The sequence below is a fragment of the Kribbella sp. NPDC050241 genome (genome assembly GCF_044459685.1).
Taxonomy (GTDB): domain Bacteria; phylum Actinomycetota; class Actinomycetes; order Propionibacteriales; family Kribbellaceae; genus Kribbella.
In genome coordinates this window covers 1,237,126-1,250,355 of record NZ_JBITJE010000002.1, presented here as the reverse complement: position 1 = coordinate 1,250,355, position 13,230 = coordinate 1,237,126, and the positions used below count along the sequence as shown (strand labels likewise).

At 69.6% G+C, this 13,230-nt stretch carries 14 protein-coding genes; 5 read left to right on the top strand and 9 right to left on the bottom strand.

What is annotated here, in order from left to right:
- Nucleotides 1-48 precede the first annotated feature (48 nt).
- From ACIBG5_RS13910 to ACIBG5_RS13900, 3 genes are all read left to right on the top strand, one after another.
- Nucleotides 49-1,626 carry an acyl-CoA carboxylase subunit beta gene (locus ACIBG5_RS13910; RefSeq protein WP_396391896.1) on the top strand — a complete coding sequence of 526 codons (1,578 nt, stop codon included), beginning with the start codon at nt 49-51 and terminating at the stop codon, nt 1,624-1,626.
- A gap of 73 nt (nt 1,627-1,699) precedes the next feature.
- Nucleotides 1,700-1,921 carry an acyl-CoA carboxylase subunit epsilon gene (locus tag ACIBG5_RS13905; protein ID WP_396391895.1) on the top strand — a complete coding sequence of 74 codons (222 nt, stop codon included), beginning with the start codon at nt 1,700-1,702 and terminating at the stop codon, nt 1,919-1,921.
- Between the two features lie 10 nt (nt 1,922-1,931).
- The gene (locus tag ACIBG5_RS13900) at nt 1,932-2,291 is read left to right on the top strand and encodes a hypothetical protein (RefSeq protein ID WP_360438490.1); all 360 of its coding nucleotides are present in this window, start codon (nt 1,932-1,934) and stop codon (nt 2,289-2,291) included.
- Here ACIBG5_RS13900 and ACIBG5_RS13895 read toward each other — a convergent pair.
- Complete coding sequence (locus ACIBG5_RS13895; RefSeq protein WP_396391894.1) at nt 2,288-3,508, bottom strand: Maf family nucleotide pyrophosphatase; 1,221 nt, start codon at nt 3,506-3,508, stop codon at nt 2,288-2,290. The two genes, ACIBG5_RS13900 and ACIBG5_RS13895, sit on opposite strands and share 4 nt — an antisense overlap.
- Before the next feature lie 11 nt (nt 3,509-3,519).
- A complete protein-coding gene (locus ACIBG5_RS13890) occupies nt 3,520-5,211 on the bottom strand; it encodes a DUF885 domain-containing protein (protein ID WP_396391893.1) in 1,692 nt (563 codons plus the stop codon).
- 96 nt (nt 5,212-5,307) lie between these two features.
- Here ACIBG5_RS13890 and ACIBG5_RS13885 point away from each other — a divergent pair, with 96 nt between their 5' ends.
- Complete coding sequence (locus ACIBG5_RS13885) at nt 5,308-6,522, top strand: neutral zinc metallopeptidase (RefSeq protein WP_396391892.1); 1,215 nt, start codon at nt 5,308-5,310, stop codon at nt 6,520-6,522.
- Here the strand turns inward: ACIBG5_RS13885 and ACIBG5_RS13880 are convergent.
- Nucleotides 6,515-6,844 (bottom strand): MmcQ/YjbR family DNA-binding protein, encoded by a 330-nt coding sequence (locus ACIBG5_RS13880; RefSeq protein ID WP_393393313.1) that lies wholly within the window; start codon nt 6,842-6,844, stop codon nt 6,515-6,517. The genes ACIBG5_RS13885 and ACIBG5_RS13880 overlap by 8 nt on opposite strands.
- Before the next feature lie 9 nt (nt 6,845-6,853).
- Nucleotides 6,854-8,281: an MFS transporter gene (locus ACIBG5_RS13875; RefSeq protein WP_396391891.1), complete on the bottom strand. Its 1,428-nt coding sequence runs from the start codon at nt 8,279-8,281 to the stop codon at nt 6,854-6,856.
- A 162-nt stretch (nt 8,282-8,443) separates the two neighbouring features.
- Between ACIBG5_RS13875 and ACIBG5_RS13870 the strand changes: the two genes are divergently transcribed.
- Nucleotides 8,444-8,992, top strand: a complete 549-nt coding sequence (locus tag ACIBG5_RS13870) for a TetR/AcrR family transcriptional regulator (protein WP_396391890.1) — start codon at nt 8,444-8,446, stop codon at nt 8,990-8,992.
- Here ACIBG5_RS13870 and ACIBG5_RS13865 read toward each other — a convergent pair whose 3' ends face one another.
- The 5 genes from ACIBG5_RS13865 to ACIBG5_RS13845 are packed head-to-tail and all read right to left on the bottom strand — an operon-like array spanning nt 8,993 to nt 13,224.
- On the bottom strand, nt 8,993-9,541 hold the full coding sequence (locus ACIBG5_RS13865; protein WP_396391889.1) for a hypothetical protein: 549 nt from the start codon (nt 9,539-9,541) through the stop codon (nt 8,993-8,995).
- On the bottom strand, nt 9,538-10,839 hold the full coding sequence (locus ACIBG5_RS13860) for a DUF58 domain-containing protein (protein WP_360438514.1): 1,302 nt from the start codon (nt 10,837-10,839) through the stop codon (nt 9,538-9,540). Before ACIBG5_RS13860 ends, ACIBG5_RS13865 begins: the two co-directional genes overlap by 4 nt.
- A gap of 13 nt (nt 10,840-10,852) precedes the next feature.
- Nucleotides 10,853-11,869, bottom strand: a complete 1,017-nt coding sequence (locus tag ACIBG5_RS13855) for an AAA family ATPase (RefSeq protein WP_396391888.1) — start codon at nt 11,867-11,869, stop codon at nt 10,853-10,855.
- A gap of 6 nt (nt 11,870-11,875) precedes the next feature.
- Complete coding sequence (locus tag ACIBG5_RS13850) at nt 11,876-12,481, bottom strand: hypothetical protein (RefSeq protein WP_396391887.1); 606 nt, start codon at nt 12,479-12,481, stop codon at nt 11,876-11,878.
- Nucleotides 12,478-13,224, bottom strand: a complete 747-nt coding sequence (locus ACIBG5_RS13845) for a DUF4129 domain-containing protein (RefSeq protein WP_396391886.1) — start codon at nt 13,222-13,224, stop codon at nt 12,478-12,480. Before ACIBG5_RS13845 ends, ACIBG5_RS13850 begins: the two co-directional genes overlap by 4 nt.
- Nucleotides 13,225-13,230 lie beyond the last annotated feature (6 nt).

The following is a 13,230-nucleotide window of genomic DNA, read 5'->3' as shown; positions in this document are numbered from 1 at the left end:
GCCGACGTCACAGCACGTCACAGCGCGCTGCCGTTAGGCTGCCCGATTATGGGAGAGACCGTGAACATCCACACCACCGCCGGGAAGCTCGCGGACCTCGAGCACCGGCTCGACGAGGCGGTGCACGCCGGGTCGGAGCGCGCGGTGGAGAAGCAGCACGCCCGCGGGAAGAAGACCGCCCGGGAGCGGATCGCGCTGCTGCTGGACGAGGGCTCCTTCTCCGAGCTGGACGAGTTCGCCCGGCACCGCTCGACCTCCTTCGGCCTGGACGGCAACCGCCCGTACGGCGACGGCGTGGTGACCGGGTTCGGCACCATCGACGGCCGGCAGGTGTGCGTGTTCGCGCAGGACTTCACCGTCTTCGGCGGCAGCCTCGGCGAGGTCTTCGGCGAGAAGATCGTCAAGGTGATGGACCTGGCGATGAAGATCGGCTGCCCGCTGATCGGCATCAACGACTCCGGCGGCGCCCGGATCCAGGAGGGCGTGGTCAGCCTCGGCCTGTACGGCGAGATCTTCCGCCGCAACGTTCGTGCCTCCGGTGTGATCCCACAGATCTCGCTGATCATGGGCCCGTGCGCGGGCGGCGCGGTCTACTCCCCCGCGGTCACCGACTTCACTGTGATGGTGGACGAATCGTCGTACATGTTCATCACCGGGCCGGACGTGATCAAGACCGTCACCGGTGAGGACGTCAGCCAGGAGGAGCTCGGCGGCGCCCGGACCCACAACACCAAGTCCGGCAACGCGCACTACCTCGGCAGCGACGAGGAGGACGCGATCGAGTGGGTGAAGGCGCTCGTCGGCCACCTGCCGCAGAACAACCTCGAGGACCCGCCGGTGTACGACGCGCCTGCCGACCTCGAGGTGACCGAGACCGACCTGGCGCTGGACACGCTGATCCCGGACTCGCCGAACCAGCCGTACGACATGCACACCGCGATCGAGGCGGTGGTCGACGACGGTGACTTCCTCGAGGTGCAGACGCTCTTCGCGCCGAACATGATCGTCGGGTTCGGCCGGGTCGAGGGCCGCCCGGTCGGCGTGGTCGCGAACCAGCCGATGCAGTTGGCCGGCACGCTCGACATCGACGCGTCCGAGAAGGCGGCCCGGTTCGTCCGCACCTGCGACGCGTTCAACCTGCCGATCCTGACGTTCGTCGACGTGCCCGGCTTCCTGCCCGGCACCGACCAGGAGTGGAACGGAATCATCCGCCGCGGCGCGAAGCTGATCTACGCGTACGCCGAGACGACCGTGCCGATGATCACCGTGATCACCCGCAAGGCCTACGGCGGCGCATACGACGTGATGGGCTCGAAGCACCTGGGCGCGGACATGAACATCGCCTGGCCGACCGCCCAGATCGCCGTGATGGGCGCGCAGGGTGCGGTGAACATCCTGTACCGCCGCGAGCTGGCCGGCTCCGACGATGCCGAGTCCCGCCGGCAGCAACTGATCACGGAGTACGAGGACCACCTGGCCAACCCGTACATCGCGGCCGAACGCGGCTACATCGACTCGGTCATCAAGCCGAGCGAGACCCGCGCCGAGATCATCCGCGCCCTGCGCCTGCTGCGCACGAAGCGCGACACGCTGCCGCCCAAGAAGCATGGGAACATCCCGCTGTGAGCGAGCGGAGCGAGTTCACCATCAAGCGCAGTGAGCCTTGCTCACCGGCGCCCGCAGCGAAGCGAGGACGACGATGAGCAGCGAGCCGATTCTGCAGGTCGTCAGGGGTGATCCGACGCCCGAGGAGCTCGCCGCCGTGGTCGCCGTCGTCACGGCCCGCTTGTCGGCGGCCGCCGTACCGGCTGACCCGGACCGGGCGTCGGGCCGCGCGTCGGACTGGGCGACGTACTGGCGGCACGCCCGCCGTCCGCTGCACCCCGGCCCGGGTCGTTGGCGCGCGTCCGCTCATCCGTGACACTGAGGGCATGGCCAGATACGAGGTCAACCCTGAAGCCGTCGAGTACGCACGGAAGCTGATCGACGGGCGGCAGTACGTGCTGGACAGTGACTGGGGCGAGGTCCAGCCTCGGGCGGACGACCAGAACGCCTTCCTGGACAAGCACAGCTGGGACGAGTACGCCGCCTGGCACCTCGGGCTGACCGACGGTGCGGGCGACGAGACCAAGGCTCGGTACGCCTTCGTCATGGGCGACTTCCGGCGTATCCATCGGACCGGGCTGATCGCCTGCGTCTACCGAGCCTCCGAATGGCGCCACAAGGCAGTCGAGCTGGCCGCCCACGACCTACTCCAAGAACTCGACGCAAAAGCCGGCCTGACCGCTTAGGTACGTCGGAAGCGGATCAGGGGGTAGATGGGGGTCTGGTCGGTGTTGCGGGGTGGGCCGGGGAAGGTGGTGGCGCCGTCCAAGGCGAGGCCGTGGTGGGCTGCTCGGGCGACGAGGTGGGTGATGGCGTCCTGGGCGCGGGTGTCGTTGAGACCTCGGCCGTCGGCGTAGCGGCCGGCGTCGGACTTGTCGGTCGTGGTGACGAAGACACCGTCCGGGCGCAGGACTCGCGCTACCTCGGCCAGTACGGCGTCGCTGTCCTCCAGCAGATGCAAGAACCAGACGGCGACCACCGCGTCACACCGCCGGTCGGCGATCGGAAGCTTGGCTGCGTCGGCCGCGGCAACATGCCCAGGCAACCGGACCCGCGCCCGCCGAAGCATCGCGCTCGACAGGTCGACGCCGTGCACCAAGTTGCCCAGAGCAACAAGCTCCGCGCCCACGATCCCAGTACCTACAGCCAGTTCCAGCACTCTCCCGCCCTCCGGCAGGAGCGAGTGGACCGCGAGGGCCGCCGCCTTGGCGCGTTCGACGCCGCCGCGGGTGTCGTCGTAGCGGCCTGCTTCGGATTCGTCGTAGGCGAAGGGGGTGGTGGATCGCCAGAGGGCCGGCCAGGGGATGCCCACCTCGGCGAGCATGCGGCGGAGCAACGGGAGGGAGACACCGACAACGTTGTGGTAATCGCCGTGGATGCCGGTGACGAATGGGCCGCCGAGACCGTCGACCGTGAACGACCCCGCGACCACCAGCGGTTCACCGGTGGCGACGTACGCGTCGATCTCGTCGTCGGTCAGGTCGGCGAAGAACACCTCGGTCGACTCCAGCTCCCGCAGTTCCTGCTTGGAGTTCGTGTCGATCAGGCAGTGCCCGGTGTGCAGTACGCCGCTCCGCCCGCGCATCGACCGCAGTCGTTCCCGCGCGACGTCCGGCGTACCGGGCTTGCCGTAGGCGACAGCGTCCAGCTCCAGTACCGAGTCGCACCCGAGCACGGTCGCGTGCTCGGTGAGGCTTGCGACGACCGCTCGTGCCTTCAGGGTCGCCAGCAGCCGGGCCAGCTCACCTGGGCTCTCCGCGGTGATGTTGTCCTCGTCGACACCGGAGACGATCACCTCCGGCTCGACCCCGGCACCACGCAATGTCTTCAGCCGCGCCGGCGACGCCGACGCGAGCACGAACCGCACGTCCACAGCCGAGTCGCTCACAGCTGCGTCGCTCACAGCTGGGTCGCTCACAGCTTGGCGAGGGCCCGGCGCAGCGGGTCCAGTCCGATCGAGCCCAGGTTCAGCGCGTCGGAGTGGAACGCCCGCAGGTCGAACGCGGCACCCTTACGCTGCTTGGCCTCCTCCCGCGCCTGCAGCCAGATCCGCTCGCCCACCTTGTACGACGGCGCCTGTCCCGGCCAGCCGAGGTAGCGGTTCAACTCGGCCCGCAGGAACTCGCTCTCCATCCGGCAGTGCGCCCGGAGGAACTCGAACCCGAGCTCGGCGTTCCACCGCTCACCCGGCCGCCAGCCGAACGGGTTGTCGCGCGGGATCTCCAGCTCCAGGTGCATGCCGATGTCAACGATCACGCGGGCCGCGCGGAAGCCCTGCGCGTCCAGCATCCCGAAGCGGGCACCCGGGTCCTCGAGGTAACCCAGTTCCTCCATCAGGCGTTCGGCGTACAGGGCCCAGCCTTCACCGTGGCCGGAGACCCAGCAGTCGAGCCGCTGCCACCGGTTGAGCAGGTCGGTGCGCAGCATGGTCTGCGCGCACTGGAGGTGATGCCCGGGCACGCCCTCGTGGTAGACCGTGGTGACCTCGCGCCAGGTCGCGAAGTCCTCGATGCCGCTCGGCACTGCCCACCACATCCGGCCCGGCCGGGTGGTCAGGTCCTCGCTCGGCTGCGTGTAGTAGATCGAGCCGTCCGAGGTCGGTGCGATCATGCACTCGAGCGTGCGGATCTCGGACGGGATGTCGAAGTGAGTCGCGCCCAGCTCGGCCACGGCCGCGTCGGACATCTCCTGCATCCAGTCGCGGAACGCTTCCTTGCCGTGGATCTTGCGGCCCGGGTCGTTGTCCAGCACCGCCGCCGCAGCCTCGATGCCGCGGTCGCCGCCGTTCAGGCCGGCCGCGATCGCCTGCATGTCCGCCTCGATCCGGGCGAGTTCCTCCCAGCCCCAGGCGTACGTCTCCTCGAAGTCGATCGCGGCGCCGAGGAAGCTGCGCGAGGCCAGCTCGTACACCTCCCGGCCGCAGGCGTCGCGCTGCGGTGCACGCGGCGCGATCTCCGCGGTCAGCCAGGCCCCGAACTGCTCGTACGCCTTCCGCGCCGAGGCGGCCGCGGCGTCGACCTGCGACTTGACCGCGCCATCGGGTGCCTGCGCGGCCAGCCCGGCGAAGAAGTCGTCGCCTTCGGCACCGGTCCAGCTGGCGATCCGGGCGGCCAGGTCGTTCACCTGACGCAGCGCCGACACACGTCCGAGCCCGGCCTGCTCCAGCAACGTCTCGCGGTACCCGTCGAGCGCCGTACCGACCTGGTTGAGCCGGATCGCGACGGTCTCCCAGTCCTGCTCGGTCGCGGTCGGCATCAGGTCGAACACCGAGCGGATCTCGGACGGGACCGAGGCGATCGCGTTCAGCTGGTGCTGCGGGACGCCGGCCTGGTACCGCTCCAGCTCCAGCCCGAGTCGCTCGAGGAACGCGTCCTTGGCGACCTCCTCGCGCGGGCTGCTGGTCGCGGTGGCCCCGGCCTCGACGACGGTCCGCTGCGTCAGCTCGGTCAGCGCCTCGAAACCGGACGGCGTGTAGTCCGGCAACTCGTGGTCGTGACCGGTGATGCCCAGGTAGGTCGCGGAGATCGGCTGCAGGACGACGTACTGCTCCAGGTACCGCTCGGAGAGCTGGTCGATCGGGCTGTCCGGTGTGGTGGCTTCGCTCACCTGGCCGACCCTACCCGCAGCTGAGCTCGGAGCTGACCTGATATTCCCGGTACTGTGGCGACCGCTATCCATGGCTCTCCAGCGAAAGGAACGGGGTTGAGCCAGACACCGTTCGGCGGGCCACCTGGCCAGAATCCGCCGTACCAGCAGCAGCCCGGTCCACCGCCGCAGCCAGGACCTTACGGACCGCCACCCGGCCAGTACGGCGGGCAGCCGCAGTACGGAACACCTCAGTACGGACAGCCCCAGTACGGACAACCCCAGTACGGGCAGCCGCAGTACGGGCAGCTCTACCCGCCGGTGCACGTGGCGCCGCAGCAGGGATTCGGATGGGGACCCAACGTCGGACCGCCGCCGCGGAAGAAGTCGAAGGGCCCGGCGTTCCTGGTACTGAGCCTGGTGGTGCTGGCCGTCGCCGGCGCGTGGATCTTCGGCACGATCAAGAAGAACACCGACAACAACTACACGCCTCCGGTGAGCTCCGGCCGCCACACGCCCGCGCCGACCGGGCCGACGTCCGAGCCGACCGAGCAGCCCACCGAGGAACCGACGTCGAGTACGACGACGCAGCCGAACGGACAGTCCGACGCGACGATCGTTGCCAAGAACAAGCTGTACACGGTCGGCCAGATGGCGCCCGTGAGCTGCAAGGAGCCGAGCGTCCGGCCGAACACCGCCCGCAACGCGGCGGCGTACTGGGCCGCGATCAAGCCGTGCCTGGACAAGTCCTGGGCGCCTCTGGTGGCCGAGGCGGGCTACACGTTCCGGGCTCCGCAGATGGTCTACTGGTCCGGCACGAGCGTGTCGAACCCGTGCTCCGGCGGCGCGGTCAACGTGCCGTTCTACTGCTCGGCGAACCACATGATGTACATGAAGGTCGATGTCTTCGTGAAGGCGTACAACGAGTACTCCGATCCGGAGGCGAAGGCCTACGCGCGAATGTGGTACACCCGGTCGATCGCCCACGAGTACGGCCACAGCGTCCAGAACGAGACCGGGATCCTGCAGGCCGCCAGCCGGATGCGGTACGACGCTCCGGACACCGCGAGCCAGATGCGGATGACGCGCCGGATGGAGCTGCAGGCGAACTGTTTCGCCGGAGTCTTCCTGGCCGTGAACAAGCGCAGCTACCCGATCAACGGCCTGATGCTCAGCGTCTGGAACAAGTACGTCGTCACCGCCGGCGACCCGCCGGAGCAGGGCGACCACGGCAGCAAGGCCAGCCAGGCGCGCTTCATGGGCAGGTCGTTCCGCACCGGCAACCCGGCCACCTGCAACACGTTCTCGGCCTCGGCGGCCAACGTCAGCTGACGGTCAACCCGGGCGGCGCGACCTGTCGCCAGGAGTCGATCAGGATGTCGTGCAGTTCGCCGGCGTCCTCGAGCGCGTCGAGGCGGGCCCGAACCCAGTTCGAACCCGCCTCGTGCGGCGGAACCCAGAACTTCCCGGGTTCCGCCGCGATCAGCTCTTCCCGCTCCAGCCGGGGACACCGGACCGCGAACGAGGTCTGGTCGTCCGGCACCGTCACGAACATCCGCCCCGCGACGTCGAACGTCGGGTGCCCCCATCGCTGCTTCTCCACCGTCTCCGGGAAGGACAGCGCAATCCGTCGTACGTCGTCAGCGTCCAGCACGCAGACACTTTAAGCGGAGCGCTTGCGGCCCGGTAGCAAGAGCGCGACGACCGCTCCGACTGCGACGACCGCGGCTCCGGTCCAGACTGCCGGGACCAGGCCGTCGGCGTACCGGATCGGCGACTCGTAGGAGCCGGCCGAGGCGAACACGGAGGCCAGCACGGCCACGCCCATCGCGACACCGACCTCACGAATAGTGTTGTTCGTCCCCGAAGCCACACCGCGGTCGGCATCGGACGCGCTCGCCATCACGACGCTCGCGGACGGTGCGAAGGTCAGTCCCATCCCAACACCGGCCAGGATGAACGGCAGCACCATCTCGCTGTACTGCGTCGACGCGGTAGTGATCAGAGCGAGCCAGCCGAGCGCCACCGCCAGGAACACCTGCCCCGACGCGATCAACGTGCGTGCCCCGACCCGGTCCACGATCAGACCGGCGATCGGCGCGACGACCATCGGCGCCATCGTCCACGGCATCGTTCGTACGCCGGACTCCAGTGGGCTGTAGCCCTGCACGACCTGGAAGAACTGCGCCAGCAGGAACACCGACCCGAACACGCCGACCGAGAACGTGAACGACGTGATGTTGATGACGCTGAACGCCCGTACCGAGAACAACCTCAGGGGCAGCATCGGCGACGTGGTCCGCCGCTCCCATCCGACGAACGCGGCCAGCAACGCCACACCGGCGATCAGCGAGCCCAGCACACCGACAGAGGTCCAGCCGTCGTCAGCCCCGTGCACAACGCCCCAGACGATGGCGAGTACGCCGGCAGCGGCCAGGACCAAGCCGAGCAGGTCGAGCCGCTTCGCCGTACCCCTGGACTCGGTCAGGACGCGCGCGGCCAGCACCACTGCGACCACGCCGACCGGCACATTCAGCCAGAAGATCCACTGCCAGTTCAGACCGTCGACGACGGCTCCACCGACGACCGGACCGACTGCGACGCCCAGGCCGGAGATGCCGCCCCAGATGCCGATCGCAGCACTCCGCAACCGCTCCGGTACGGCGCCTGCCAGCAGCGTGAGCGACAGCGGCATCACCGCGGCCGCGCCGACACCCTGAATCGAACGGGCACCGATCAGCATCCACGGCTCGGTGGCCAGCGCACAGGCCGCCGAGGCGACCGTGAAGAGGGCGATCCCGGCGAGGAAGATCCGCCGGCGCCCGAGGCGGTCGCCGATCGCGGCGGCCGTCAGCAGCAGCGCCGCGAAGGACAGCGTGTAGGCGTTCACGAACCACTGCAGGTCGGACAGCGACGCGCCGAGTTCCGCCTTGATCACGGGCAGCGCGTTCGTCACGACCAGGTTGTCCAGCGTGACCATGAAGGTCGGGATCCCCACCGCGGCGAGTACGGCGCCCAGCCCGGCGCGGCGAGCCCGCTGCGCGGGAGGTTCCAGCGTGGATCCCAGCTCATCGAGAGCGGTCGACGTCATCTCGGTCTCCTAGTTGTAATTCACTGATAACAACTAAAGTATGCATTGACTGATAACATGTCAAGCAGTATCTCCCAGCTCGTCGCCTCTGGCGACGAAAAGACGAACGGCGCCTTCGGCGCCGGGAGTGGGAGGAGGTGTCAACCATCCGGGAGGAGAACGATGGGCGCCAAGGTGCGACTGACTGCGGCTGAGCGGGGTGTGGAGGTGCTGGAGGCGGCTGTGCAGGCGTTCGGCGCGTCCGGGTACGAGGGCACCAAGACGGACGAGATCGCCCGGCTGGCCGGCGTCTCGCAGCCCTACGTGATCCGCCTGTTCGGCACCAAGCAGCAGCTGTTCCTGGCCGCCGTCCAGTCGGTCTGTGACCGGATCGAGCAGATCTTCCGCGAGGCGGCCGAGGAATCACCCGAACTGCGCACCCTGGGTCACAACTACGAACGGCTCCTGGCTGAGCCCGAGCTGCTCCTCGTCCTGCTGCACGGCTTCTCGGCCAGCCGCGACCCGGCCATCGGCGACGCTGTCCGCGAGCGCTTCGGCCGCATCTACAGCCTCGTCCGCGAGCTCACCGGCGCGTCACCGACCGAGGCCCGCGAGTTCCTCGCCACCGGCATGCTGCTGACGGTCATGTCGGCGATGCAGGTGATCGGTCCCGACGCGGCGAGCCTGCCCTGGGCCGAGGAGCTCACGTCGACCCTGGGCGACGCGAAGTAGTCAGTCCCGCCCGAGCTTCTCCCCGGAGGCGAACCAGATCGCCACCGTCGACAGCACCAGCGCACCCACGGTCACCACCAACGACCCACGCACGTCCGCCCCACGCACTACCGCGACCGCCACCGCGACCACCGGCCCGATCAGCACGGCGATTGCCCCCGGCAACAACCAGCGCCGGAGCGAATCCCGGTGCACCCGCGCGTACGACGGGATCTGCGCGGTGAACGCGGTGGCCAGATGCACCACCAGCAAGGCGATTCCGGTCACGACCAGGCCCCAGTTCACCTCGCTCGGCGCACGGAAGACCCACCCGAGGGCGACCACGATGATGAAGACCAGCCCGGCCAGCGAGTCCGGCAGGACGACGGTTGCCACCAGCATCGGAATCGCGATCAGCGGGATCAGGTCCAGCTGATCCCACGGCTGCAGCCAGGAGATCAGCAGCGCGACGCCGCCCGCGACAGCGATCGCCAACCGGGCGAGGAATGCCGCCTCCCCGGCCGCCCGCAGCTGCACCAGCCACAGGCTGATCCTCTCGGCGGCGGTCATGACCGCATCCTCGGCGCCGCCGCGAGTCGCGAGGCATCCCGCAGTACTTCGTCCAGCGTTCCCGCACCATGCCACGGCACAGTCGGTACGCCGAGATCGCCGAGCCGGTCGAGCTCGCGCCGGCGTTCCAGCAACCGCAGTCGCCAGGCCAGCGGCCACGTCCGCGCGTCGTGCTCCTCGAGGTCGATCACCGAGGCGACGTCCGGTGGCAGCGTGTCCACGGCGATCACCGTGCATCCCGAGTGCACCAGCGTCACGACGTACCCGAGCACTGTCTGCCGGAGCAGCGGGCTGAGCACCAGTACGAGGCTGTCGGACCTGATCCGGTGCCGCCGGGCCAACTGCTGTTCGTCCTGCTGGCGGCCCTGGCGGTCGGCGTGGGTCAGCGCGTCCAGGATCCGGCGCAGGTGACCGCGGCCGCTGCCGGACCTGACGCCGCGGACCGTGTTCCCGGTGTCGATCAACCGGACCCGGTCTCCGTGCCGCAGGTAGTGCTCGGCGATCGAAGCCGCGGCACGGACTCCGGTGTCCAGGCTGCTGGACCGCCCGTCGATCCCTTCGCTGACGCCGATCTCGCCACCGGTGTCGAGCAGGATCACGACCTCGGTGTCGCGGTCCGACCAGGTCGACGTCACGTGCAGCTCGCGGGTCCGCGCCGAGACCGACCAGTTGATCCGGCGGAGCCGGTCACCGGTGCGGAACGGACGGACGCCCGCCAACTCGGTTCCTTCACCCGGCCGCCGCGACCGGTGCAGCCCGACCAGCCCGGCCGGCCGTGGCATGGCGTCGACCGCTTCGAAGCCCTCGCGCAACGGCAATGTGGTCACGGACATCGCGCGGGCGGACACCACCGGCACCCGGTACGCACCCAGCACCGACGTCGCGACGACAGTCGGCCGCTCCAGCGCACGGATCCCCCACCGCTTGGACCGCAGCCCGACCTCGAGGGTCACGGCGCCTTCGGACACCGGCTCGGCGATCGCGGCCTGCGCCGGGTCGTACTGGAACCACTGCGACCGCGGCAGCGCGGCAACGATCAAGTCGATGTCCGGATCGATCGTCCCGGCCACCTCCAACCGGTACGTCGTCGCCTGGCCTTCGAACAGCACGTCCGTGTCGAGCTCAGTGCGCACCTCGGGGCGCTCCCGCGGACGGAAGTACCGGCCCCAGACCGCGACGAACGCCAGCGGCAAACCCAGCACGGCCGCATCGGGCCGTCGTGCCAGCACTGCGAGCACCAGCAACACCGCAGCCACGCTGACCGCGCGGATCTGCGCGTGCGTGGGCTTCCATCTCATCGGAGCGCTCCGATCACTGCGACGCGCTCTGGGACGCGCCCTGAGATGTGTCCTGGGGCCCGCCGACCACGGTGGGCGGGGTCGCGACCGAGCCCAGCACCGTGCGGACCACCGTCGCGCCGGTCACCTCGTGCAGCCAGAGCTCCGGACGAACCGTGATCCGGTGCGCAAGCGCCGGCACCGCGACCGCCTTCACATCCTCCGGTACGACGTAGTCGCGGCCCTGGATCACGGCGTACGACCGAGCCGTCAGCAGCAGCGCGAGAGAGCCACGCGGCGAGGCACCGATGAGGACCTGGGAGTCGCGCCGGGTGGCAGCGGCCAGGTCGACGCAGTACTGCCCGACGGTGTCGTCAACGGTGACGGTCTCGATCGCACGCTGCGCAGCGTGCAGTCCGACCGCGTCGGTGACCGCCTCGACGGTCTGGTCCTCCGTACGGCGGCTCATCCGGCGCCGCAGTACCTCCCACTCCTCCGCGGCGCTCGGGTAGCCGAAGCCGATCCGCAGCATGAAGCGGTCGAGCTGTGCCTCGGGCAGCGGGTAGGTGCCTTCGTACTCGACCGGGTTCGCTGTCGCGAGGACGTGGAACGGGGTGGGCAGCGGGAAGGTCTGGCCCTCGACGGTGACCTGGTGTTCCTGCATCGACTCCAGCAGCGCGGCCTGCGTCTTCGGCGGGGTCCGGTTGATCTCGTCGGCGAGCAGCAACCCGGTGAAGATCGGGCCGGGCCGGAAGACGAACTCGGACTCCTTCTGGTCGTACACGAACGCACCGGTGACGTCCGACGGCAACAGGTCCGGAGTGAACTGCACCCGCCGGAACTCCAGCCCGAGCGCCTGCGCGAACGACCGCGCCGCCAGTGTCTTGGCCAGCCCCGGGTAGTCCTCCAGCAGGACGTGCCCACCGGCCAGGATGCCCGCGAGCACGAGCTCGAGCGCCTCGGCCTTGCCGACCACTGCCTGGCTCACCCGGTCCAGCACCTGGCGGCTCAGGTCGGACACCTCACCGAGCTTCAGCTCGCGATCAGTCACAGTTCCTCACAGGTTCTCGATGGTCTGGATCGCGTCCTCGATCTCGTCGAGGGACGCGGTGCGCTTGTCGTCTGCCGTGACCAGGGCCCACAGCCGTTCACCGGTGATCGCGCGGGCGCGGTCCGGCTCCCGTGCGGGGTCGACGCCGTGCCGGTGCACCAGCCGGTCGGTGGTCAGCTCGAGCAGCAGCGGCCGGATCCGGCGGGCGAACGTCTGCGATCCCTCGCCGGCCCGGCGTTCGCGGCTCGACTCCTGCAGCCAGGTCGCGACGAACTGGGTCCTGTTGTCCGTGTTCCGGGTCCGTAGCGCGGCCAGCTTCTCGTCCTGCCGCGCGGGCCAGTTGGTCTCCAGCAGCTGCGGAGCGATCAGCCGCAGCGCCAGCGATCCGAAGCCGATGGCCAGCGCCATCGCCACGAACCACAGCGGCCGCGGCGCCATCCCGGCCGCACCGAACGCACCGATCAGCAGCAGACTCGCCAGCACGGTGAACCCGACGTGCTGCACCAGCGCCTTGTCCAGCCGCATCGACCGAAGACGCCGTTTCTGCCCACCACCTTGGTCACTGTTCCGTGGCGCGCTCTCGTCCAAGGGAGTCCAGCGGTACGACGTCATCCGGGCACCACCTCGCCCGCCTCCTGCTTCGCGGCACGCGCGGATCGAACGGCGGCCAGCTCGTCACGCAGGCGCAGCAACGCCGCCCGCGCCTCGGCCCTGGCCTCTTCGGTCGACCCGTGCGTCGAGTAGCGGGCCTCGCGGTACAGCTCACCGAGGCGGTTCAGCTGCGGCTCCGAGATGCCGCCGACGCCCAGCACCCGGACAGTGAACTCGGCCGGTGTCTCCGACTGGTCCCGCGCCAATCCCGCGGACGCGGCCGCTTCCTCCAGTGCGACCCAGCAAGCGATCACCGCATCGGTCGCCGTACCGGTGTCGATGCGCGCGAGGCCGGTGTCGACCGCCTCGGCCAGCCGGTCGGCCTTCATCCGCTCCCAGTCCGCGTCCGCGGTCTCGGCTTGCGGCAGCTCGACCTTGCGGAGGATCCGGTAGAGCAACCGGCCGAGGAGGAGTACGACGGTCGCGATCACCAGGTAGATCAGCGCCTGCCACAAGGCCTTCAGCCAGTCGGGCATCGGCCGGTTGCCCCGGTCCTTGCGCTCCGGCGGGAGCGCCGGAGCGGGCGTCTCCTCCGGCGCGCTGGGGGTCAGCGTCGGCAACGGCCGCGGCGAGGATCGCAGCGTGCTCTCGCTGATCGGTCGCACCGAACCGCCGGCCGAGGCGAGCACCACGAATCCGGCCGCGGTGACCCCCAGGATCAGCACGACAGCCAGCGTCCACGCGCCCCGACGGTGGGTGTGCATCCAGGA

Coding starts and splice junctions, on each gene's coding strand:
- ACIBG5_RS13845 (WP_396391886.1), bottom strand. CDS start 13,224: ATGCACACCCACCGTCGGGGCGCGTGGACGCTGGCTGTCGTGCTGATC.
- ACIBG5_RS13865 (WP_396391889.1), bottom strand. CDS start 9,541: ATGACCGCCGCCGAGAGGATCAGCCTGTGGCTGGTGCAGCTGCGGGCG.
- ACIBG5_RS13875 (WP_396391891.1), bottom strand. CDS start 8,281: ATGACGTCGACCGCTCTCGATGAGCTGGGATCCACGCTGGAACCTCCC.
- ACIBG5_RS13850 (WP_396391887.1), bottom strand. CDS start 12,481: ATGACGTCGTACCGCTGGACTCCCTTGGACGAGAGCGCGCCACGGAAC.
- ACIBG5_RS13870 (WP_396391890.1), top strand. CDS start 8,444: ATGGGCGCCAAGGTGCGACTGACTGCGGCTGAGCGGGGTGTGGAGGTG.
- ACIBG5_RS13905 (WP_396391895.1), top strand. CDS start 1,700: ATGAGCAGCGAGCCGATTCTGCAGGTCGTCAGGGGTGATCCGACGCCC.
- ACIBG5_RS13910 (WP_396391896.1), top strand. CDS start 49: ATGGGAGAGACCGTGAACATCCACACCACCGCCGGGAAGCTCGCGGAC.
- ACIBG5_RS13860 (WP_360438514.1), bottom strand. CDS start 10,839: ATGAGATGGAAGCCCACGCACGCGCAGATCCGCGCGGTCAGCGTGGCT.
- ACIBG5_RS13900 (WP_360438490.1), top strand. CDS start 1,932: ATGGCCAGATACGAGGTCAACCCTGAAGCCGTCGAGTACGCACGGAAG.